Here is a 22,276-nt window from a genome sequence, read left to right as displayed (position 1 = left end):
AGGTGAAGGCGGAGCTACTCCCCCAGCACCGCCCGCATCACGCTCTTCGCAATCGGTGCACCCAGCCGGCCGCCCGAGATGTCCGCGCGGGAGATGTCCATGTCCGTCGGGTCGATGAACACCGCGACCGCCACCGACTGCCCGTCGGACTTCTTTCCGTACGAGACGAACCAGCCGTACGGCACCTCGTCCCTCACGTTCACGCCGCGCTGCGCCGTGCCGGTCTTGCCACCGACCGTGACACCGTCGATCAGGGCTCGTTGGGCGCTGCCCTCCTTGGCGGTGAACTCCATCATTTCCTGGACCTTCTTCGCCGTTTCCTCCGACACGGCCTGGCTCTTGAGCTTCGGCTCGTTCTTCTCCAGGACCGAGAGGTCCGGGCCGCGCAGCTCGTCCACGATGTACGGCTGCATCAGCTTGCCGTCGTTGGCGAGGGCGGCCGTCACCATGGCCATCTGCATCGGTGTGCTGGTGAGGCTGCCCTGGCCCATGCCCGTCAACGCGGTCCCCGGCTTGTCCAGTTGGCTCGGATAGAGGCTCTTGGTGGCGAGCATGTCGCCGAACTCCTCCGAGTAGACGCCGGAGTTGAAGCCGAATTTCTCCGCCGTCTCGCGCATCTTGTCGGCGCCGACCTTGGACGCCGCGTCGAGGAAGACATTGTTGCAGGAGTACTGCATCGCGGTCTTCATGGACGCCTTGTTGCACAGCGCGTCGCCCGCCTCGCTGCCGATCTTGTTCGTGGACAGTGGCAGGGGGTACGGGGAGACGGCGTCGGATGCCGCGTCGACATCGGTGACCACGCCGTTCTCCAGGGCCGCGGCCGCCGTGAGGATCTTGAACGTCGAGCCGGGCGGGTAGGTCTCACGCAGTGGACGGTTGGCCAGCGGCTTGCTCTTGTCGTCGACGAGCGCCTGGAATTTATCCCCCTCCTTGAACGAGTTCCCGGCGAAGACGGACGGGTCGTACGAGGGCGTGGAGACAAGGGCCAGGACCTTTCCCGTAGGCGGGTCCAGCGCGACGACCGCGCCCCGCGCGCCGAGATCGGTGAGCCCCTTGTAGCCGGCCTTCTGCGCCTTCGGGTCGATCGTGGTGATCACATCGCCGCCGCGCCGCTGCTCACCGGTGAGGATGTCCTTGGCATGTCCGAACGCGAACCGGTCGTCCTGGCCGCTGAGGACGCTGTCGTACGTCTTCTCCAGCAGGGACATGCCCTGCGCCTGCGAGGCGTAGCCGGTGACCGGGGCGTACATCGCGCCCTGCTTGAAGGTCCGCTGGTACTTGAAGTCTGTGCCGTCGACCGCCTTGGAGCCGGTGATCGCCCGGCTGCCGACGACGATGTCGCCGCGCGGGGTGGCGAACTGCTCGATCTTCACCCGGCGATTGTGTTCATCGGTGGCCAGCGACTCGCTCTGGAAGTACTGGAGCCAGTTGGCCCGCAGCAGCAGCGCCATCACCAACAGCCCGCAGAAGATGGCTATGTGCCGCAACGGCCTGTTCATCGTGGATCCACTCCCGTGCTCACAAATCTATTCGGTTCTTGGACCGACCGGTCCATAGGGGGCGGCGTGGCGGGGCTGGGCACGCATCTGCCGCCCCCCCCATTCGCCGGACAGTATTAAATATTGAAGATGCTTCGCTCCGGGCAGGTGGTTGCATCCGGGAGCAACCTGCGGAGTGGGCTCATGGCCGGGCGCGAGCCCTTACAGGTACTCCGCGTACGCGTCCAGCGCCCGCAGCACCGCCGTCTCCTCGGCCGGAGGCAGCTGGAGCACGACCTCCTCGATGCCCAACTCCGCGTAGTGCGCCAGCTTCCCCGGGCTGGGGAGCACCGCGTACGGGACCACCTGGAGCTGCTTCGGGTCGCGGCCGGCCGACTCCCAGGCCTCGCGCAGCTTCGGTACGGACTCCGTCAGGCCGCGCCCGCCGATCGGCAGCCAGCCGTCGGCGTACTGCGCGATGTGCGCGAACAGCTTCGGGCCTGCCGCGCCGCCGATCAGGGTGCGGGGGCCGTTCACCGGGCCGCGGGGCCGCTGGACCGGCTTCGGGTACGCGTGGCTGGCCCGGACCGAGCCGAACTCGCCCTCGTACGCCCTCGGTTCGTCCGACCACAGGGCGCGCATCAGGGCCATGCGGTCGCGGACGAGTTCCCGGCGCGTCGACCAGTTCACCCCGTGGTCCGCGGCTTCCTCGATGTTCCAGCCGTAGCCGAGGCCCAGCGTGAAGCGGCCGTCGGAGAGATGGTCGAGGGTGGCGATCTGCTTCGCCAGGTCGATCGGGTCGTGCTGGGCGATGAGCGTGATGCCGGTGCCGAGGGTGAGGCGTTCGGTGACGGCGGCGGCCTGGGCGAGGGCGATGAAGGGGTCGAGGGTGCGGCCGTACTCGGGCGGGAGTTCGCCGCCCGCCGGGTAGGGGGTGTCCCTGCTCACCGGGATGTGGGTGTGCTCGGGCAGATAGAGCCCGGCGAACCCGCGCTGTTCGAGCTCGCGGGCGAGCCGCAGCGGCGTGATCGTCTCATCGGTGAGGAAGATCGTTGTGGCGATCCGCATATGAGGAAACCTCCGTCGTGATCCGCTGAGGGCCCCAACGTATGCCGTGGCGGTGCGCAAAGCCGAGTGTCCGGGACTCCGGGCCCCGGTCATGCCTCCCGCCGTTTCCCCGGAGTTCATGGCTCCCGGCCAGGGTCGGGTACGTCACCCCTCGCCAGTCACGACACCCCGGGGAGCCACTCGTATGTCCGCATCGCAATCCGCCCACGGCCGCCCGATGGCCAGGCGCGGCCTTCTCATCGGTACGGCCGCCACCGCTCTGACGTTGGGCACTGTGAGCTTCGCCGACGCCGCGACCGGGGACGACGCCCCGGACCGGACCAGGACCGTGCGCGGCACCCTGCCGACCGGGTCGCCCGACTATGTGTATCTGCCGGTCGAAGTACCGCGCGGGGTACGGGAGATCGCCGTCTCGTACACGTACGAGAAGACGCCCGTGCCGGCCGGGACCCAGGGCAACGCCCTCGACATCGGAATCTTCGACGAGCGCGGCACGGAGCTGGGCGGGCGCGGGTTCCGGGGGTGGTCCGGCGGTGCGCGCAGCAGCTTCTTCATCCGGGCGGACGAGGCGACGCCCGGCTACATCGCGGGGCCGGTAGGGGCCGGGACCTGGAACATCGCCCTCGGGCCGTACACCGTCGCCCCGGAAGGGCTCCCGTACGAGGTGACGATCACCCTGCGCTTCGGGCCCACCGGGTCCAGGCCGAAGCCCCTATACCCGCCGGAGCGGGTGAAAGGGCGCGGGCGCGCCTGGTACCGCGGGGACTGCCATCTCCACTCCGTCCACTCGGACGGCAAGCGCACCCCGGCCGAGATCGCCGCCGCCGCACGCGCGGCCGGGCTCGACTTCATCAACAGCAGCGAGCACAACACGTACTCCGCGCACAGCGCGTGGGACGGGCTGTGGGGTGACGATCTGCTCGTCCTCACGGGCGAGGAGGTCACCACCCGCAACGGGCATGTGATCGCGCTCGCCACCGACCCGGGAACGTTCGTCGACTGGCGCTACCGGGCCCGTGACAACCGGTTCGGGCACTACGCGAAGGCCGTGCGCCGGGCCGGTGGTCTGGTCGTGCCCGCTCATCCGCATGCCACGTGCATCGGCTGCCACTGGAAGTTCGGCTTCGGCGAGGCGGACGCGGTGGAGGTGTGGAACGGGGCGTACACCCCGGAGGACGAGATCGCCCTCGCCGAGTGGGACAACTCCCTTGTGGCGGCCGTCCGTACGTCGAAGCCGTGGGTTCCGGCGATGGGCAACAGCGACGCGCACCGGGAGCCGGACAAGGTGGGGCTGCCGCAGACCGTCGTCCTCGCCGACGATCTGTCGCGCGAGGCGATCACGGCCGGAATCCGGGCCGGGCACTCCTACATCGCCGAGTCGTCCGCCGTCACCCTGTCCTTCGGGGCGTCGGGCGGGCGCGGCCTGCACGCGGGGATCGGTGAACGGCTGCGGGTGGACGGGGACGACACCCCGGTCACCGTACGGCTGGAGGTGACCGGGGCACCGGGCTGCACCGCGCACTTCGTCACCGACCAGGGCACGCTGTTCACGGCCACGCTGCCGAAGTCGGGGACGGGGGTGGTGGAGTGGCGTACGACGCCGGTGTACGCCACCTATGTGCGGGCCGAGGTCCGGCACCCGGCGACGGTGCCGGGGCTGCCGGGGGCACTGGCGGCGCTCACCAATCCGGTGTTCCTGGAGGGTTAGGGGCAGCCGCTGGGTTGCCCGGTGCGCACCCCGCTCCCGTCCGGGGACCGTCCTGCAGCTTCCCCTCGCCCGAGGCCGCGTACTCGCCGGCCTCGGGCCCGCCGTCCGCCGTGCGCTGTTCGTTCATGCGTCGACGAACGTGACGGAAGCCGAAGGTCTCACGCGCCGTTCGTCTGCCCGGATTACGGGGTCACTGCGTGCGGTAGGCGTCGACGATGGTCTGCGTGAGGGTGTTCCCGGCAGTGTCGGTCAGCTCTGCGCGCAGGGAGACGCCGGTGCCCGCGCGTGGGTTGCGGATCGTCACGGCACCGTTCTCGGCCGGGACCCGGGTCCACGAGGCTCCGCCGTTCACGGATACCGAGACGGCCAGCGAGCGTGTGCGTCCGTCCGCGGCGGCGCCCTGCACGGTGACGGGGACACGGAGTGCCGTGTCCGCCGCTGCGGTGCCGGTCGGGCTGAGCGCGGGCGAGAATCGCACGGCGCTCACCGGCACCGGGGCCGGACCGGCCGTCGTGTCCGAGGTGAAGGTCCACGACGCGGTCACACGGGTAGCGGTGCCGGGCGCACCGCCGCGCTTCACCGTGCTGGTGACGCGGTACGCCGCGCGCCCCGGTGGCACGGTGAACTCGGCTCGTCCGGGGGCACCGGTCTGTGTCCCGACGAGCACCCCGTTGCGGTGCAGAGTGGTCGAGGCCGCGCCGTACGGCGGTGACGACGGCACGTGGCCGTCGCCGTCGGCGAGCAGCGGGACATCGACGGTGACGCTGTCGCCGTCGCGTACGACGCCGGGGCGGCCGGTGAGGTGGGGGCCGAAGACGGCGTTGTCGAAGGTGTGCGTGGTCGTGGCCCCGGCGCGCACGGCGATGCCGTCGGCGCTGTAGCGGTTCGCTGCCGTGCCTGGCTCAGCGGGGGCCCAGTAGGTGACGTCCCAGGTGCCGCGTTCGGGTGTCACGAGGTAGGTGGCTGTGCCGGGGGTCGTCAGTTTCTGCGTGACGCCGATGGTCGGTCCGGCACTCGGTGCCAGGTCGATGGTCGCGGCGCCGGCGGTGCCCGGCCGGGCCGCGCCGCGGATCTGCACGGTGGCCAGGTCCTTCGCGGAGGGGTGCCGGGTGAGCCCGGTCAGGGCGCGGGTGCCGGTGAAGGTGTAGCCGAGCGCGTAACCGGTGGCCTCGGTCGTCCAGTGCGAGTCGTACCACTGCTTCACCGAGCCGGGTTCGGCGGCGGGGCCCAGGTGGGCGACGCGCAGGTTCGGAGCGGCGATGACCTGGTTGATGAAGCGGGTGGTGCCGCCGTGTGTGACCTCGACGAACATCCCGCCGTTCAGGAAGCCCGCGGCGCGGTCGGGCGGAGTCACGTCGACGGGGGCGGTGGTCCGCGCGTCGACGGTGACGGTGGTGTCGTGATCGAGGTCGAGGCGCGGCTGGACGATCCAGTCCATCCCGTCCGCGCCCTTGCCGCCGGTCAGGAGACTGTCCAGCAGGTACCGGCCCTTGGGCAGGCGCACGGTGGTCGTGCCGGAGGCGTCGTGCGGCTTGACGGACTCATCGGCACCCGCGCCGGAGATCCCGGTCACGGTGGTTTCGTAGTCCCCCGTCGAGCGGCCGGCGCGGTCGAGGTGGTTGATCGTGAGCGCGTACGTCTCCGGCTCTGCGGCGAAGGCCGCGGTGTCCCAGGCGGGCGTCGCGCTGCCGACCAGGGCGACGGCGAGAGCCAGAGTCCGCAGGACGCTCCGGCGGGATACGCGGGATACGGAAGAACTGTTCATGACTTGCACTGCGCTGCCGAGCGCCGGCGTTCCCGTGAGCCGCGTCACACCGCGCACGAGGTCGCGACCCCGGGCCGCATATGTGGCGCACGTCACGGGAACCGGCGCAACGGACGCGGCAGAGCAGAGTGTGGAATCACTCATGAGGAATCGCTTCCGCCGCGGAGACCGCGATGCCCTGGGAGAGCTGTACGACGAGCACGCCCAGGTGCTGTACCGCTATGCGCTGCGGGTGACGGGCGACTGGGCGGATGCCGAGGACGTCGCCTCGGCGACCTTCCTGGAGGCATGGCACAGCCGGGAGAAGCTGCACCCCGACGGGGACAGTCTGCGCCCATGGCTGCTGGGAATCGCCACCAACATCATGCGCCGCAACGCACGCGCACGCCGACGCCGCGAGATCGCGCTCGCCCGCGTCCCGGAACGCGGCTCCATTCCGGACTTCACCGACGATCTCGTCACGCACCTCGCGGATGCCGAGCAACTGCGCGCCGCGCACACCGCACTCGCCCGCCTGCGGCGGCGCGATCGGGAGGTCTTCACCCTCGTGGTGTGGGCCGGCCTGGACTACGCGGCCGCGGCCGAGGCACTCGGCGTGCCGGTCGGCACCGTCCGCTCACGCCTGTCCCGCGCCCGTACCCGACTGCGCGAACTCACCGAAGCCGAAGCCCGCGCCACACGCTCGCAAGGCACGCGGGCCGGAGCCGAACGGCCCCCCGCGGCGGACAACAGGGAACCCTCCGCCACCCCGACAAGCCAGTACCGGGCCGCTTCCCTGCCGCCCGGTCGTTGACCCAGGAGAACCACGGATGAACACCACCCCGCGACGCCGTACGCACCACCGGTCCGAGGAGACCGAACGCCTCGGCCTCACCGACCTGCTGCCCCCGCCGCCGGTCCCCGGCCTGGGCCCCGACCGTGAACTGCTGCTGAAGGAAGAACTGCTGCACAAGGCCACCCTCGTCGAACCGCCCGGCAGCCTCATCACCCGGGCCCCACGCCCGCGTCGGCGTCTGGTCCGGTTCGCGGCGCCGGCTGTCGCCTGCGCCCTGGCGGTCGGCGGCATCATGGTGGTGAACCTCGCGGACACCCCCGGGCACGGAACCACCGCGGTCAAGAAGGGCAGCGCCACCGGCGCACCCGAGGCGACACAGCTCCTCGACCGCATCGCACTCGCCGCCGCCGGGACGAAGCAACCGGCGGTCCGCGCCGACCAGTTCCTGTACATCGAGAGCAAGGTCGCCTACGCCGCGCAGAGCGCCGCGGGAGGCCCCGTGACCATGGCTCCCGCGCACACGCGGCAGGTGTGGTCGTCCGCCGACGGCAGTCGCCCCGGCCTGCTGCGCGAGGAGGGCGAGCCCGACAGTCGGCTCGACGACGACGCACCCGTTTACCACCTCGACGGCCCGGGGGCGACACCCCGGCCGGGAACCCTGCACAAGAAGGGCCCGTCGATCAGCGACCCGACCCACGAGTACGTCGCGTCGCTGCCCACCGACCCCGACGCCCTGCTGAAGCTGATCCGGGACGAGACCCGCGGACAGGGCCAGGACCCGGACCAGCGAGCATTTACCGCGATCGGCGACCTGCTGGCCGAGACCTGGGCACCACCGAAGGTCAGCGCCGCGCTCTACAAGGCCGCCGCGAAGATCCCCGGAGTCACGGTGATCCATGAGGCCGCCGACGCCACGGGACGCGAAGGCGTTGCCGTCGCCCGTACGGCACACGGGCAGCAAACGCAGTGGGTCTTCGACCGGACCACGTACGCATTCCTCGGTGAACGCACGGTCCTCACCGAAGCCGGCGACGCCGGCCCGGCCGGGACCGTGGTCGGCACCTCCGCGATCCTCACCAAGGCCGCAGTCGACCGAGTCGGCGAGACTCCCGCGCCGACGACGACGTAGCGCGGCAACCATACGCATCGTCCGCCCCGGGTCACGGTCCCACCGGGGCGGCCGATGCGCCGCGCCCTTCGGCTCACACCCTGGAGCCCGTCGGGCGACCTCTGATCGGGCGGCCACTCCCTGGCACGGATCAATGGATCAAGGGGGAAGCCTGGAGAGTCGTCTCGATGTCAAGATACTTGATGTCGACATACCTGTCGTCCGTGCCGACGCACCCCGCCCCTGTGCGCTTCACGGCCGGGAGCGTCACAGTGGAAGGGGGGACACCGGGCGGGCCTGCCGGAGGAGGTGTCCGGATGGATATGACCGGCGAAAGCGACGACCGGCTCCGGGACTACCGCAGCGAACGGCACTTCGACGCGACGACGGAGCCGCGCGGCGACGGCGGGCGGACGGGTGCGGCGCCCTGTTTCGTCGTACAGATCCACCAGGCGCGGCGCATGCACTTCGACTTCCGGCTGGAGGTCGGCGGCGTACTGAAGTCCTGGGCGGTGCCGCGCGGACCTTCGGAGAACCCGCGCGAGAGGCGGCTGGCCGTCCCCACGGAGGACCATCCGCTGGAGTACCGCACGTTCGAGGGAGTCATCGCGAAGGGCAAGTCCGGCGGCGGCACGGTGATCGTCTGGGACCAGGGCACCTACCGGCCGCTCAGCCACGACCGCTGGGGCGCGCCCGTGCCGTTCGAGCAGTCCCTGGAGGACGGGCACGCGACCTTCTGGCTCGACGGCACCAAGCTGCACGGCGAGTTCGCCCTCACCCGCTTCAAGGGAGGCGGTGCGGACGACGCCCCGGGCGAGGAGATATGGCTGCTGATCAAGGCCAAGGACGGGCGCGCCACCCATGACGGGCCGGACGCACCGGACCCGTACCGGGCACGTTCGGCCCGTACGGGGCGCACCCTGCAGCAGGTCGCCGCCGAGGAAGGGGGCGGGCCCTCGTGACCGCCCGCAGAACCGTGGAGGTTCTTCTCAGCCGCTACGGCACCACCTATGCCGCCGAGGCCGGCATCCGGCTGCGGAACGCACCGCAACCCCTGTACCAACTCCTCGTGCTCAGCGATCTGTTGAGCGCCCGCATCCGGGCGTCCGTGGCGGTGGCGGCGGCACGCGCGCTGTTCGCCCACGGCATGCGGACCCCGGACCGGATGATCGGGGCGACATGGCAGCAGCGTGTCGACGCGCTGGGCGAGGGCGGCTACCGGCGCTACGACGAACGGACCGCCACCCAGCTCGGCGACGGGGCGGAGCTCCTGCTGGTCGAGTACGGGGGCGATCTGCGGCGGCTGCGCAAGGAGGCCGACGGCGACCTGGACATCCTGCGGTCCGGGCTGCGCAGAACCCCGGGCATGGGCCCGGCCGGTGCGGACATCTTCGTACGCGAGGTGCAGACCGTGTGGCCGGAGACGGCACCGTTCCTGGACGGAAAGGCTCTCCAGGGCGCCGAGAAGCTGGGGCTGCCCGCCTCGTCGGCGAAGCTCGCACGGCTGGCGGAGCAGGCCGAGCAGGCCGACGACGACCACGGTCCCGCCGTGCTCGCGGCGGCCCTGGTGCGCGCCGCGCTGGACAAGCACGTCGTGGACGATGTCGCAGCGCGTGCCTGAGGGAACGGCCCACCGCCCCGGCCCGTCGGCCGGCTGCTCCCCTACACCCCCGCGGCGGCCGTCCGGCTCAGGAACGCCGGCCGGGCCCGCTTCTCCGGCTTGTCGATCTCCGGCCCCCTGCCCTCAGCCCGAAGTCCCGGTCCTCGGTCCTCAGTCCTCCACGACCAGCGCCGGAGTCTCCTTCGTCAGCACCTCGCCGCGGAAGAACGCCGGGCTGCGGCGCTGCATCACCAGCATCAGCACCACACCGAGCAGCAGCAGCCCGACGCCGATCACGAACACCGAGCCGACCCCGAAGACCGCCGAGCCGGAGCCGTACGCCGGATCCCACATGTCGTAGAGGGTCTTGCCGAAGACCGCGGTGAGCAGGATGCCGCCGACGACCGGGAAGAGGCCCTTGAAGACCAGGTCGCGGACGGAGCGGGTCAGGTCCGCGCGGAAGTACCAGGCGCAGGCGAACGCCGTCAGCGCGTAGTAGAAGCAGATCATCAGGCCGAGCGCGTAGATCGTGTCGACCAGGACGTGCTCGCTGACCAGGGTCATGACCGTGTAGAAGACGCCGGTCGCCACGCCCGCCGTGACGGTGGCCTTCCCCGGGGTCCTGAAGCGCGGGTGGACGCGGGCGTACGAGGCGGGCAGGGCCTCGTACGTGGACATCGCCAGGACCGTGCGGGCCACCGGGATGAAGGTGGTCTGCAGGCTCGCGGCGGCGGAGGCGAGCACGGCGATGAAGAGCAGGACGCCGAGGCCCGGGCCCATGACCGGGCCGGCGAGTGCGGCGAAGACGTTGTCGGAGGTGTCCGGGTTGGCCAGGCCGAGACCCGAGTCGCCGGAGCCGACGGCCATCTGGGCGGCGATGGCGGTCGCCAGGTAGGAGCCGACGAGCACGACCATGGCGATGAGGGAGGCGCGCCCGGGGGTCTTCTCGCTGCCGATGGTCTCCTCGTTGGCGGTCAGACAGGTGTCCCATCCCCAGAACATGAAGATCGACAACGACAGACCCGCCGTGAACGCCCCGAACGACTGCACCGCGAACGGGTTCAGCCAGGACCAGGAGAAGTCCAGCGACGAGGCGAACTCCCCACTGTTCGCCTTCTGTACGGCCATCGCCACGAACAGCGCGAGGACGACGAGCTGAAGGCCCACCAAGGTGTACTGGACGCCCTTGGTGGCCGTCATCCCCCGGTAGCTGATCGCCGTGGCGATCGCGATCAGGATCAGACAGGTGAGGATGTGGACGGGCTTGCTGTCGTCCAGGGCGGCGATCGAACCGTTGCCCGTGACCTCGCCCGCGAGGAGCCAGAAGTACGAGGTGGCGACGCCCGCCAGGTTCGACAGGACGATGATCGTCGCAATGACCAGGCCCCAGCCGCACATCCAGCCGAGGCGCGGGCCGAATGCCTTCACGGTCCAGGTGAAGGAGGTGCCGCAGTCCGGCATGGCCTTGTTGAGTTCGCGGTACGCGAATGCGACGAGCAGCATCGGCAGGAAGCCGGCCAGGAAGACGGCGGGCATCTGCACGCCGACCTCGCCCGCGGTGGAGCCGAGGGTGGAGGTGAGGCAGTAGACGGGGGCGACGGTGGAGATGCCGATGACGGCACTGCCCATCAGGCCGACGGAGTTCCCGCCCAGGCCCTTGCCACGTACACCGCCGTCGGCCGGGGCTGTGCCCCGTACCGGGTCTCCGGCCTGCGGCCGCGCATCCAGCTGTGTCATGTAGAGGACGTTATGCGCTGCGATATCCACATTCGGAGGATGAGACTCCGGCACCTCCCCCTTGAATTCCTGGTTACAGAACGGCCACTTGGAAATTAATCGAAGGCGATTGACGACCACGACCTGCCAATGAGGGGCCAACGCTCGACCACAGCGACGTACGAGAATCGCAGCACTGTCCGTTTTGTGGGGGTTCAAAATTTTCCCGCGGGTGTCCGCTCAGCGGACACCCACGAGGTGTGCCGGTTCAGCCCGGCCAGACGATCGCCTGGAGTTCGCTGTATGCGTGCAGGGCGTACGAGCCGACATCGCGCCCGACTCCGCTCTTCTTGAACCCGCCGAACGGGGCCTCCATGTTCCGCCCGATGGTGTTCACACCGACCCCGCCGGCGCGCAGCTGCCGGGCCACCCGGAAGGCGCGTGCCACGTCCGAGGACCAGACGTAGTCGATCAGTCCGTAGTCGCTGTCGTTGGCGAGTGCGATGCCCTCGTCCTCGTCGTCGAAGGGGACGACCACGACTACGGGGCCGAAGATCTCCTCACGGACGACGCGCATGTCGTTGGTGCAGTCGGCGAGGAGGGTGGGCGCGACGTAGAAGCCCCGGTCGAGTCCGGCCGGGCGTTCGCCGCCCGTGACGATCCTCGCCCCCTCCTTCCGGCCGAGCTCGATGTACGACTCGATGCGGTCGCGGTGGGCGGCGGAGATGACCGGGCCGACGACCGTGCCCCGGTCCGTCGGATCGCCCACCTTCAGGTGACCCGCGTACGCGGTGAGTTTCTCGATCAGGGCGTCGTGGGCTGCGCGCTGCACGAGGACGCGGGTCGGGGCCGTACAGATCTGGCCGCTGTAGAAGGAGAACGTGGTGCCGATGCCCGCCGCCGCGGAGTCGAGGTCCGCGTCGCCGAGGACGACGGCGGCCCCCTTCCCGCCCAGCTCCATCAGCTGCCGCTTCATGGAGCGCCCGCACACCTCGGCGATGCGCTGTCCGACGGCCGTGGAGCCGGTGAAGCTGACCATGTCGATGTCCGGTGAGTCGACGGCGGCCTCGCCCGCCCCGGGGCCCGATGCGGTGACCACATTGACGACGCCCGCCGGAACGCCCGCCTCTTCGAGCGCCTCGGCCATCCGGTAGACGGAGAGCGGGTCCTGCGGTGCGGGTTTCACGACGACCGTGTTGCCCATGGCGAGTGCGGGGGCGACCTTGCCGGCCGGGTTGGCCCAGGGGTTGTTGTACGAGGTGATGCAGGTGACGACGCCGACCGGCCGGCGTACGGCGAGCGCCCCGAAGACACCGGCCCGTCCCATCGGCCCGGCCTCGTTGATCTGTGGTGCGATCGGCTCCTCGACCGGTTCCAGGGCGCCCCTGGCGTACCGGCGGAAGCGGGCGGCGCCGACGGCGGCCTGCATGGCCCTGGCCGTGGACGTGGTGGCGCCGCTCTCCGCCTGGGCGAGTGCGGCGTTGGCGGTGAAATCGCGCTGCATCAGATCGGCGGCGCGGTCGAGGATCGCGGCGCGCTCCTCGGGGCGGGTGCGGGACCAGGTGGCGAAGGCCTCGCGGGCCGCGGCCGCCGCGGCGTACACCTGCTCGCGGCTCGCCTCGGGGGCGAGGCCGACGACCTCCTCGGTGGCCGGGTTGATCACCTCGTAGTGGCCGTGGTCGGGTTCGGTCCACTCGCCGCCGATGAAGAGGCGCCGGTTTCTGTCGCTCATACGGTGCTCACCGTCCGGGTGTCGCGGCCGGAGCGGAGCACCGTACCGGGGACCGCGCCGGTCACCTTGTCGTCGCGCAGGGTCTCCACGCCGTTGACGCGGACGGACACGATGCCGATGGCCTTGGAGTCGAGGCGGGGGCTGTCGCCGGGCAGATCGTGTACGAGGGTGGCGGGCCCGGCGTCGATGCGTTCGGGATCGAAGAGGACGAGGTCGGCGTGGAAGCTCTCTTCGATGCGGCCGCGGTCGCGTAGCCCGAAGAGCCGGGCGGGGTCGTCGGTGAGCATCTTGACGGCCTGTTCGAGGGGGAGGAGTTTGCGTCGGCGCAGGCAGTCGCCGAGGAAGCGGGTGGTGTACGGGGCGCCGCACATCCGGTCCAGGTGCGCGCCCGCGTCGGAGCCGCCGAGCATGACGTCCTCGTGCTGCCAGGTCTGCCGTCGCAGCGCCCAGGAGTCGGGGTCGTTGTCGGTGGGCATGGGCCACAACACCGTGCGCAGCTCGTCGTCGGCGCAGATCTCGACGAGGCAGTGGAAGGGGTCCTGCCCGCGTTCGGCGGCTATGTCGCCCACGACGCGGCCGCTCAGTCCTTCGTTGGCCGCGCTGTACGTGTCCCCGATGACGTACCGGCCGAAGTCGGCGAGGCGGCGGAAGACGCCGGCCTCCTTGCTGTCGGCGCGGCGGAGCATTTCGGCGCGGGTGCCGGCGTCGCGGAGCCGTTCGATGCGTTCGGGGACGGGGAGGGCGAGGATGTCGCCCCAGCCGGGGATGAGGTTGAGGGCGCAGAAGGTGCCGAGCGACATGTTCATGGGGGTGAGGATCGGCATGGTGAGTGCGACGATCCGGCCGCCGGCCCGGCGGGCCCGTTCGCTGGGGACGAGCTGGCGGGGTACGCGTTCGGGGACGGCGGCGTCGATGGTGAGGACGTTCCAGTTCAGTGGGCGGCCCGCGGTGGCGGTCATGTCGACGAGGAGCTCGATCTCTTCGTCGGAGAACTGGTCGAGGCAGCCCGCGACGATCGCTTCGAGCTGGGTGCCTTCGTGTTCGCCGACGGCGCGGGAGAGGGCGAGGAGCTCCTCGGGGAGCGCGTACCGGGAGGCGACGGGCTGTCCGTCGCCGTCGGAGTGGGTGGAGGACTGGGTGGTGGACAGCCCCCAGGCTCCGGCGTCCATCGCGTCGTGGAACAACGCGAGCATGGCGTCGAGCTGTTCGGGGGTGGGCTGCCCGCCGATCGCGTCGGCGCCCATGACGTGTCTGCGCAGGGCGCAGTGGCCGACCATGAACCCGGCGTTGACGGCGATCCGTCCTTCGAGGGCGTCGAGGTATTCGCGGAAGCTGGACCAGGTCCATTCGACGCCCTCCTCCAACGCCTTGAGAGCCATGCCCTCCACCCGCGACATCATGCGGCGGGTGTAGTCGGCGTCCTCGGGGCGTTCGGGGTGGAGCGGGGCGAGGGTGAATCCGCAGTTGCCCCCGGCGACGGTGGTGACGCCGTGGTTCATGGAGGGTGTGGCGTACGGGTCCCAGAAGAGTTGTGCGTCGTAGTGGGTGTGGGGGTCGACGAAGCCGGGGGCGAGGACGAGGCCGGTGGCGTCCTCGGTGGTGACGGCTTCCTCGGCGATCCTGCCCGGTTCGGCGATGACGGCTATGCGGCCGTCGCGGATACCGATGTCGGCGGGGTACGAGGGTCCGCCGGTGCCGTCCACGACGGTGGCTCCGCGGATGAGGTGGTCGAGCATGACGGGGATTCCCTTCTGTGTTTCCCGCCGCGGGTACGTGGGTGTGCAGCCGGGGTGCGCACGACCGCGGTACGCACCCCGGCTCCACGGAGCGGCGGTCCGGGAAGACGCCGCTGGTCTCTTGAGCCCCTCCGGCTTTCGAGGAGCGGGAACAGCTTTCAGCCCCGCCGGCGATTGAGGCGCGGGGTCCGGGGCGGAGCCCCGGTCAGGGAAGGGGCGGGCAGGGGACAACGCCCGCCGCAGGCGCACCGCACCCGCACCGCACCCGCACCCCGCCCCCGCCCCTACGCCCCCGCCGCCCCCCGGAACCGCGAGGTCCGGTGCACCGGATCCGTGTCGATCTTCGGGATCACGTGCTCACCGATCAGCTTGATCGAGTTCAGCGTGTCCTCGCGGCTCATCCCGATCGGCAGCCCGAAGCTCAGCTGATCCGCCCCCGCCTGCTCCCACCGCTTGCACTGCCGCAGCACCTCGTCCGGATCACCGCAGATCATCAGCTCCTCGGCGATCAACAGCTCGATGATCTCCTCGGAGTACTCCGGCAGCAGTTCGGGCCACTCCGGGATGCCCTCGGGCCGGGGGAACGTGTCGTGATAGCGGAACAGCAGCGACTGCAGATAGTTCAGCCCGCCGCCCACCGCGATCTCGACGGCTTTCGCGTGCGTCTCGGCGCAGATGGCGGTGGAGGTGACCATGACGTTGTCGTTGACGAAGTCGCCGACGGGTTCGGCCTCCTTGACGGCCGTCTTGTAGGACTCGACGACCCACTCCATGTCGGAGACCTTCTGCACGCTGAAGCCCAGCACGCCGAGCCCCTTCTTGCCCGCCATCGCGTACGAGGACGGCGATCCGGCCGCGTACCACATCGCCGGGTGCGACTTCCCGTACGGCTTGGGCAGGATCTTGCGCGGCGGCAGCGACCAGTGCTTGCCCTGGAAGCCGGCGTACTCGTCCTGGAGCCACATCTTGGGGAACTCGGCGATGGTCTCTTCCCAGAGTTCCTTGGTGTGGTTCATGTCGGTGATGCCCGGCATGAAGCCCAGGATCTCGTGGCTGCCGGCCCCGCGCCCGGAGCCGAATTCGAAGCGGCCCTCGGAGAGGTGGTCGAGCATGGCGACCTTCTCGGCCACCTTCACCGGGTGGTTGACGGGGGCGAGCGGGTTGAAGATGCCGGATCCGAGGTGGATACGGTCGGTGGCGTGTGCGAGGTAGCCCAGGTACACATCGTTGGCCGAGAGATGCGAGTACTCCTCCAGGAAGTGGTGCTCGGAGGCCCAGGCGTACTTGAAGCCGGACTTGTCCGCCTGGATGACGTACTCGGTCTCCTCGATCAGCGCCTTGTGCTCTGCCCCGGGGTCGACCTTGGCCCGTGCGGCTGGCACGTACCCCTGCACAAAGAGCCCGAATTCCAAGGGGGTTCACCGTCCTCATTCATTTCTGACACACCGTCAGATTGCGATGCGTCCGACTGTTCCACCGGCACCCGCACCCGTCAATACCTGATACATCGTCAGAACAGGCTGACACCAGCCAGCCAGCCCCCGTCGATGACGAACGGCTGCCCCGTGATGTACGAGGAGTCGTCCGAGGTCAGGAAGAGCGCCAGCGCCGCCACCTCCTCCGGCTGCCCGATCCGCCCCAGCGGTACGAGCTTCCGGTACAGCTCGGCCACCGCCGCTTTGGACTCCTCCGGGTCCGCGGTCGGGTCCAGCGCCGCCGGGTTGGTCATCGCGGTGTCCACAGCGCCGGGACAGACGGCGTTGACCCGTATCCCCTTCGCGGCCAGCTCCACCGCCGCCACCTTGGTCAGCCCGAGCACCGCATGCTTGGTGGCGGCGTACGCGCCCACGAACGCCATGCCCGTGAGCCCTGTGTACGAGGCGGTGTTGACGATGGTCCCGCCGCCCGCGGCCTCGATCTCGGGCGCGACGTTCTTGATCCCGAGGAACGCGCCCACCTGGTTGACCTGCACCACCTGCTGGAACTCCTCCAGCGGTGTGGTCACCAGCTCGTTGAAGCGGAGAATCCCCGCATTGTTGACCAGTCCGTCGATCCTTCCGAAGGTGTCCTTCGCGGCGGCGACGGCGGCCTGCCACTCGTCCTCCCGGCTCACATCCAGATGGACGAACCGGGCGACGCCCTCCCCCAGCTCCTTGGCCAGCGCCTCACCCTGCTCGTCGAGCACATCGGCGATCACCACCCGCGCGCCCTCCGCGGCGAAGAGCCGCGCCTCCTGCTCGCCCTGTCCGCGCGCCGCGCCGCTGATCAGCACGACCCGCCCGTCCAGCTTGCCCATGGCCTGACTCCTACCTGTCGAGATGGGGTGCGACCTCGGCGGCGAACGCCGCCATCTGGTCGGTCAGCTCGCTGCGGCTCCGACTGCGGAACCGCACCTGGATCTGGTGGACGCCCATGGCCCCGTACTCGCGCAGCGACTCGGCGAGGACCTCCGGCTTTCCGGTGAGAGTGCGCCGCCCGACGGACCACTCCGGCTCACCGACGTACAACGGCTCGGTGATCGCGCCGATGACGATCGGGGCCTCGATCCCGGCCGCCTCGCGCAACTCCTTCACCCTGGCGATCTGTGCGGGCAGCTTCTCCCGCGGATCGCCCTGCGGCAGCCAGCCGTCCCCCCGCACCGCGGCCCGCCGCACGGCGGCGCGCGAGGAGCCGCCCACCCAGACCGGCACCCGCTCCTGGGCCGGGCGCGGCAGCTGCCCGAGCCCGGCGAAGGAGAACCGTTCCCCCGCGAACTCCGGGTACTCCTCAGGGCCTAGCGCCGCCTTCAGTGCGTCGATGGTCTCGTCGAGGACCCCGCCCCGCCCCTCGAAATCCGCCCCGAGCGCCTGGAACTCCTCCGGTACGTGCCCGGCCCCGACCCCGAGGATCAGCCGGCCGCCGCAGAGGTGGTCGAGGGTGGCGTACTGCTTGGCGGTGGCCAGCGGGTGCCGCAGGCCGACGACGGCGACATGGCTCATCAGCAGCACCCGCTCGGTGATGCCGGCGAGAAAGGCGAGAGTGGCGACCGGGTCGTACCAGACGGTGCTCATGACCCCGGCGAGCCGCCGCGGGATCGCGACATGGTCGCAGCTCGCGAGGTAGGCGAAGCCGGTACGGTCGGCGGTGCGGGCGATCTCTGCGAGGTCCAAGGGGGTGGCCTCGACCTCCCACCCCTCCGCGTAAATGGTGCTCTGCGACTGGATCGGCAGCTGCATCCCGTACGACAGCGGCCCGGTGGGCAGTATCGGCACCGGACGGCCTCCTTCCCGAGGGAATCTGACGCATCGTCACCTGACGGCGCGGGGGCCATCGTCGTACCTGACGTCACATCAGACAAGAGGCGGGCGCGAACCGGGCGGCCTGCCGGCCGGGTCGAGCAGCGGCGTCCGGCACCGACGAGCCCGTCGGACGGGCGGCATCATCGCCGGCATCGCCCGTCGGGGGCGTCGGCCCAGGCGTTACCGGCGGCCAACTGGCCCTGGCAGAAGGCACCGAGGACGTCCACCGGGGCCGCACGCGCCTTCGACGAGGCGAATCCCGCGATCCGACTCTCTCCCGGTCGCACGGTCCGGTCCGGACACGGCCCGTTTCGCTGTGGTTCGCGTGCGCCGGGGCCCCGGTGGCGCGTGGGGGTGCGCCACCGAGGCCCCTGCGTTCGGGATGAACAGTGACGAGGCGGGCGCGGCCCGCTCCCGGCGCACCGTTCGCGTCAGACGGACACGGGCTCACGGACGGTGTGGTGCCTGCTGATGTTCTTCTCCAGCAGTTCCGTCGAACGCCGCACTCCGATTCCGCCGGAGGGCGCGAGCTCGGGGAGCCGTCCGTCGGACTGCTTGAGGTCCGTCGGCGCGGCATCGATGGCGGCATGTGCGGCAAAGAGGCAGGGAGTGCTGTAGATGGCCGCCTGGCACTCCAGCTCGGTCAGTTCGGAGAGCGAGAGCCTGGGCGACTTTCCGCCCGCGATCTGGTTGAAGAGCAGCGGCTTGTCACCGACCACCTTCCGGATGCGCCGGATCCATTCGACGCTGCGCACCCCGTCGACCAGGACGACGTCGGCGTCCGTCCCGGCCAGCGCCTCGGCCCGGCGCAGGATGTCGTCCTCCTCCGTGGCGTCCGTCCGGGCGACGACCACCAGATCCTGCCTGCTCTCCAGCACGAGGTTGAGCTTCTCCAGATACTCCTCCAGCGGAAGCACGCGAGTCGTTCCCGGAGATCGGACTTCTTCCCTCAGCGCACTTCCGTATCGCACAGCGTCTCCTTGCCAATGAGTCATTGATTCGCGAATCAATGTCCGGCACATCGCTGATGCGTCGAATTTCTGATTCGGTGATTCCATTGCGAGGAAAAGGTGTCGAGCGACGCCTTCTCAGATGATGCGGAATTCGGCGCCACCGGGACCGGGAGTCACCGAGACACCGGTGGCCGAATCGGGGGCATGCGGATCGGCGATTCAGCAATCCACTGATGCGACGAATACGGAAACACCACGCGCAGTGCTCACTTGCGGAAGAGGTGACGGCACCCATGCCGCGCAGGAAGTGAAGAACTGCCCTCTTCGCGAAGACGCGTATATCTATACAGGCATGACCGTCCCTTCACTTCGGGACACGCCGCGTTCGACCCTGCATACGAAACCGGAGGGTCGTTTTCCTGCGGATCATCCGACGCATCGCCGGAAGGACCGTCGACTGCCCGACAGCGACGTCCTGTTGGGGCGCTGTGGCAATGACCGCCGATCAGGCGAACCGGTCGAGCAGGCACTCCACATAGCCCTCCAGGCGCGCCGTCAGCACCTCGGGCGTCAGATCGGTCCGCCCCAGCTCCCGCCACGGGACCGCGACCTTCTCCGCGTCCGGCGCGTAGGCCAGCGCGTCCAGCAGCCGCCAGTACAGGTGGTCCGCACCGCTCGCGGCCAACCGCCCGCCCGCACCCGTGTACTCCTCGGCAAAACTCATCCCGGCCGGGACACCGTGCAGAAGCGCCAGTGCCGTCGAGCAGTGGGCGACGTCGAGGTCGGCGGGGCCCCAGGAGGTCTCGACCCAGTCGACGACCCCGCTGATACGGAGATCCGCACCGACACCGGTGAAGAGCACGTTGCCCGGGTGGAAGTCGCGGTGCAGGAACCGGGGAGTGTACGTCGGCGGCTCGCGGCGGATCACATCCACCGCCCGCTGCCAGAGCCGCGCCTGCCCGGTCGACCCGGGTACCCGCACCCGGTCCGGCGCGGTCCACGCCTCGTAGTCGCGCGGGCGGGTCGCCTCCGTCACCCGCACCCGGTGGATGTCGGTCAACTGCCGAGCCAGCAAACCGATGCGCTGTTCTGCCCCGGCATCGTCCACTCGCACCTGCCCGGGCAGCAGGGTCATCAACAACGAAGGGTGGTCGCAGTGTTCAGCCCTGGCATCGACGGCCACGAGCCGGGCCGCCGGGACATCGGTTCCGGCCAACTGCCGCAGGACGTCCGCCTCCCGGGTGAGCAGCCCCGGCGCATGACGTACGAAGAAGGGCTTGACGAAGGACCTCAGCACGAGCGAACGCCCGCCCTGCGGCCCGGAGACGTCCAGCCGTCGCGTCTGCGAGGTCCATCCGCCGCGCAGTCGCTCCACGCTCTCGATCCGCTCCCCCGGCGCAAGGGCCTTCTCCACCCACGTACGCGTCGCCGCCCGGTCGAGTTCGCCGCCTGCCGCTTCACCCATACGTGGAGCGTACTGATCTCACTGATGCGGAGAACAGCCGGCAGAGGTTGCCGGTAACGGAGGCGACAGGTGGGACGGCGTCCACTTCGACGCGTTCCTTTCACCTGAAGGGTGGATACGCAGGTAGTTCGCCGCTGGGCAGGCTTCCCGCGCTTGGAAAGCCACACAGCCAAGCAGCGTTCGAACTCGTAAGACAGACAAGGAGCACGTCTTGAAGCGCATGGGACTTCTGTCCGCCCGCATGGTGATCGCCGCTACCGCTTCGGTCCTGTTGGTGGCCGGTACCGCACAGGCCGCACCGGCGAAGTACGCGCGGCACGCGGATGCCGCCGCCCAGTTGAAGAAGGCGGGCATCACCTGGACGTCCAGCGGCAACTGCTCCGACTGGAACAAGAAGTCGTGTACGTCATTCACCCAGATCAACAAGGCGACCATCGCGGGCACGATCGCCTTCAAGAAGGTCAGCGGCTGCAAGGTGATCGTCACCGGCGGCACCGAGAAGGGCCACAGCTCCGGCACGTACAGTCATCGCAACGGGTACAAGACGGACATCTCCACCAAGGTCTCGTGCGTCAACGACTACATCACCCACAAGTTCGCCAAGGCAGGGCAGCGTAGCGACGGGGCCGCTCTGTACAAGTCCCCCGCCGGCAACGTCTACGCGCGGGAAGGCAGCCACTGGGACATCACGCACTACAACAGCAAGGCGTAGCGGACACTGCCGCTTCTGGACGGGGTCTTCCGGCATCGGACAGCGGCACGCATGTGAAGGAAGCAGCCGCCTCCTTCACATGCGTGCCGCGACGCCGGATGCCACTCCCGTCCGTCCTCGACCGGCGGACGGGAGTGGCATCGGCCAGGCGTGCCGGTCAGCAGTCCGGGATCACGGTCCCGTTGTTGTCCCGCGCCTCGTCGTTGCCCCAGCGGGACAGGTAGTACGCCGAGACATACGCGCCGCGCCCGTTCTTGCCCGCGTACACCGTGTCCAGGTCCGTCTTCAGCCACCAGTGGTTGTAGCTGGAGCCGGAGCCGACCTGGGCGCCCCACACCTTGCAGTAGACGTAGTTCGTGCCCGCGTTGAGGACGCCCTGCGCGTCGCCCGTGCCGGCCGCCGCGTAGCCCGTGGCATCGGCGAACGTGTCGACCCAGTACTTGCCGCCACCGCCACCTCCGCAGCCGTTGTCGCTGGTCAGGTACTTGCTGTAGTACGAGCCGGGGTACGGAGCGAGTGACTGGCCGTTGATCGCGATGGTCTGACCGACGCCGTTGTACAGCTGCTCGTAGTGGATGTGGGCGCCGCTGCTGTTGCCGGTGGAGCCGGTGACGCCGATCTGCTGGCCCTGGGAGACGGAGGCGCCGTCGGCGACGGAGTACGAGGCGAGGTGGAAGTAGTAGGTCTGCCAGCCGCCGCCATGGTCGATGGCGATGTAGTTGCCCGCACCGCTGGGCTGGGAGTAGCGGTGGGCCGTCCCGCCGGACGAGGCGAGGACGGGGGTGCCGGCCGTGGCGCCGCCGTCGGTGCGGACGAAGTCGAGGGCCTGTCTTACTTCCGCCGAGTGATGACTGTAGGTCCAGGTCTGGCCGCAGGGGAACGGTGCCTTGAAGTTCGGGGCCGCGGCGGCGGGGGTCGCGGTCAGCAGTCCTGCGACGAGAGCCACCAGGCCCAGCAGGGCGATGCGTATCGAGCGCATGCGCGGTCAACCTCCGAGTCGAATCCGAGTGGAGTACCGGGGTACGGGGAACAGCAATCCGGGTTGAACGGACCCAAAAGTGCCGGAAGTTCAGCTGCCCCAGTAGACCCAAACGCCCCGAGAACCGAGCCGGCCGCTTCGGAGAAGTGCGGCCGGCGTGCGCCGGTGCGATGGCACCGGATGGGAACCCGGGGGCTGTGGAA

17 protein-coding genes and 1 pseudogene are annotated in these 22,276 nt (G+C 69.9%); 6 read left to right on the top strand and 12 right to left on the bottom strand.

Annotation, left to right across the window (positions count from 1 at the left end):
• Nucleotides 1-14 precede the first annotated feature (14 nt).
• Nucleotides 15-1,499 (bottom strand): peptidoglycan D,D-transpeptidase FtsI family protein, encoded by a 1,485-nt coding sequence (locus tag OG953_RS25065; protein ID WP_405687019.1) that lies wholly within the window; start codon nt 1,497-1,499, stop codon nt 15-17.
• A gap of 201 nt (nt 1,500-1,700) precedes the next feature.
• Nucleotides 1,701-2,546, bottom strand: a complete 846-nt coding sequence (locus OG953_RS25060; protein ID WP_405687018.1) for an LLM class F420-dependent oxidoreductase — start codon at nt 2,544-2,546, stop codon at nt 1,701-1,703.
• A 217-nt stretch (nt 2,547-2,763) separates the two neighbouring features.
• Between OG953_RS25060 and OG953_RS25055 the strand changes: the two genes are divergently transcribed.
• Nucleotides 2,764-4,254 carry a CehA/McbA family metallohydrolase gene (locus OG953_RS25055; RefSeq protein ID WP_405692046.1) on the top strand — a complete coding sequence of 497 codons (1,491 nt, stop codon included), beginning with the start codon at nt 2,764-2,766 and terminating at the stop codon, nt 4,252-4,254.
• Nucleotides 4,255-4,444: 190 nt separating this feature from the next.
• On the opposite strand, the gene OG953_RS25050 is transcribed toward OG953_RS25055, so the two are convergent.
• Nucleotides 4,445-6,019 (bottom strand): serine protease, encoded by a 1,575-nt coding sequence (locus OG953_RS25050; RefSeq protein WP_405687016.1) that lies wholly within the window; start codon nt 6,017-6,019, stop codon nt 4,445-4,447.
• Between the two features lie 142 nt (nt 6,020-6,161).
• On the opposite strand from OG953_RS25050, the gene OG953_RS25045 reads away from it, so the two are divergent.
• The 4 genes from OG953_RS25045 to OG953_RS25030 all read left to right on the top strand — a co-directional run bounded on the left by OG953_RS25045 (nt 6,162) and on the right by OG953_RS25030 (nt 9,523).
• A complete protein-coding gene (locus tag OG953_RS25045; RefSeq protein ID WP_405687014.1) occupies nt 6,162-6,812 on the top strand; it encodes an RNA polymerase sigma factor in 651 nt (216 codons plus the stop codon).
• Between the two features lie 16 nt (nt 6,813-6,828).
• The gene (locus OG953_RS25040) at nt 6,829-7,923 is read left to right on the top strand and encodes a CU044_5270 family protein (protein ID WP_405687011.1); all 1,095 of its coding nucleotides are present in this window, start codon (nt 6,829-6,831) and stop codon (nt 7,921-7,923) included.
• A 296-nt stretch (nt 7,924-8,219) separates the two neighbouring features.
• Complete coding sequence (locus tag OG953_RS25035) at nt 8,220-8,864, top strand: DNA polymerase ligase N-terminal domain-containing protein (protein WP_405687010.1); 645 nt, start codon at nt 8,220-8,222, stop codon at nt 8,862-8,864.
• Nucleotides 8,861-9,523, top strand: coding sequence for an endonuclease (locus OG953_RS25030; RefSeq protein ID WP_405687008.1), 663 nt, complete (start codon nt 8,861-8,863; stop codon nt 9,521-9,523). Before OG953_RS25035 ends, OG953_RS25030 begins: the two co-directional genes overlap by 4 nt.
• 150 nt (nt 9,524-9,673) lie before the next feature.
• Here the strand turns inward: OG953_RS25030 and OG953_RS25025 are convergent, their stop codons facing one another.
• The 8 genes and pseudogenes from OG953_RS25025 to OG953_RS24990 all read right to left on the bottom strand — a co-directional run bounded on the left by OG953_RS25025 (nt 9,674) and on the right by OG953_RS24990 (nt 20,382).
• Nucleotides 9,674-11,239 carry an APC family permease gene (locus OG953_RS25025; protein WP_405687007.1) on the bottom strand — a complete coding sequence of 522 codons (1,566 nt, stop codon included), beginning with the start codon at nt 11,237-11,239 and terminating at the stop codon, nt 9,674-9,676.
• A 247-nt stretch (nt 11,240-11,486) separates the two neighbouring features.
• Nucleotides 11,487-12,950, bottom strand: coding sequence for an aldehyde dehydrogenase family protein (locus tag OG953_RS25020; protein WP_405687006.1), 1,464 nt, complete (start codon nt 12,948-12,950; stop codon nt 11,487-11,489).
• Complete coding sequence (locus tag OG953_RS25015; protein ID WP_405687005.1) at nt 12,947-14,686, bottom strand: amidohydrolase family protein; 1,740 nt, start codon at nt 14,684-14,686, stop codon at nt 12,947-12,949. The genes OG953_RS25020 and OG953_RS25015 overlap by 4 nt, the downstream gene beginning before the upstream one ends.
• A gap of 284 nt (nt 14,687-14,970) precedes the next feature.
• Complete coding sequence (locus tag OG953_RS25010; RefSeq protein WP_405687004.1) at nt 14,971-16,098, bottom strand: LLM class flavin-dependent oxidoreductase; 1,128 nt, start codon at nt 16,096-16,098, stop codon at nt 14,971-14,973.
• A gap of 98 nt (nt 16,099-16,196) precedes the next feature.
• Complete coding sequence (locus OG953_RS25005; RefSeq protein ID WP_405687003.1) at nt 16,197-16,982, bottom strand: SDR family NAD(P)-dependent oxidoreductase; 786 nt, start codon at nt 16,980-16,982, stop codon at nt 16,197-16,199.
• Nucleotides 16,983-16,992: 10 nt separating this feature from the next.
• The gene (locus tag OG953_RS25000) at nt 16,993-17,937 is read right to left on the bottom strand and encodes a TIGR03619 family F420-dependent LLM class oxidoreductase (RefSeq protein ID WP_405687001.1); all 945 of its coding nucleotides are present in this window, start codon (nt 17,935-17,937) and stop codon (nt 16,993-16,995) included.
• Nucleotides 17,938-18,395: 458 nt separating this feature from the next.
• Nucleotides 18,396-18,884: pseudogene (locus OG953_RS24995) on the bottom strand (isocitrate lyase/phosphoenolpyruvate mutase family protein); the annotation flags it as partial.
• A 538-nt stretch (nt 18,885-19,422) separates the two neighbouring features.
• Nucleotides 19,423-20,382: a phosphotransferase family protein gene (locus tag OG953_RS24990; RefSeq protein WP_405687000.1), complete on the bottom strand. Its 960-nt coding sequence runs from the start codon at nt 20,380-20,382 to the stop codon at nt 19,423-19,425.
• Nucleotides 20,383-20,602: 220 nt separating this feature from the next.
• On the opposite strand from OG953_RS24990, the gene OG953_RS24985 reads away from it, so the two are divergent.
• On the top strand, nt 20,603-21,094 hold the full coding sequence (locus OG953_RS24985) for a hypothetical protein (RefSeq protein WP_405692044.1): 492 nt from the start codon (nt 20,603-20,605) through the stop codon (nt 21,092-21,094).
• Between the two features lie 157 nt (nt 21,095-21,251).
• Here the strand turns inward: OG953_RS24985 and OG953_RS24980 are convergent, their stop codons facing one another.
• Complete coding sequence (locus OG953_RS24980; RefSeq protein WP_266360715.1) at nt 21,252-22,073, bottom strand: M23 family metallopeptidase; 822 nt, start codon at nt 22,071-22,073, stop codon at nt 21,252-21,254.
• Nucleotides 22,074-22,276 lie beyond the last annotated feature (203 nt).

The organism is Streptomyces sp. NBC_00057 (assembly GCF_045041165.1).
GTDB lineage: Bacteria > Actinomycetota > Actinomycetes > Streptomycetales > Streptomycetaceae > Streptomyces.
The sequence above is the reverse complement of the archived record's forward strand: the minus strand, read 5'-3'. Positions and strand labels throughout refer to the sequence as shown.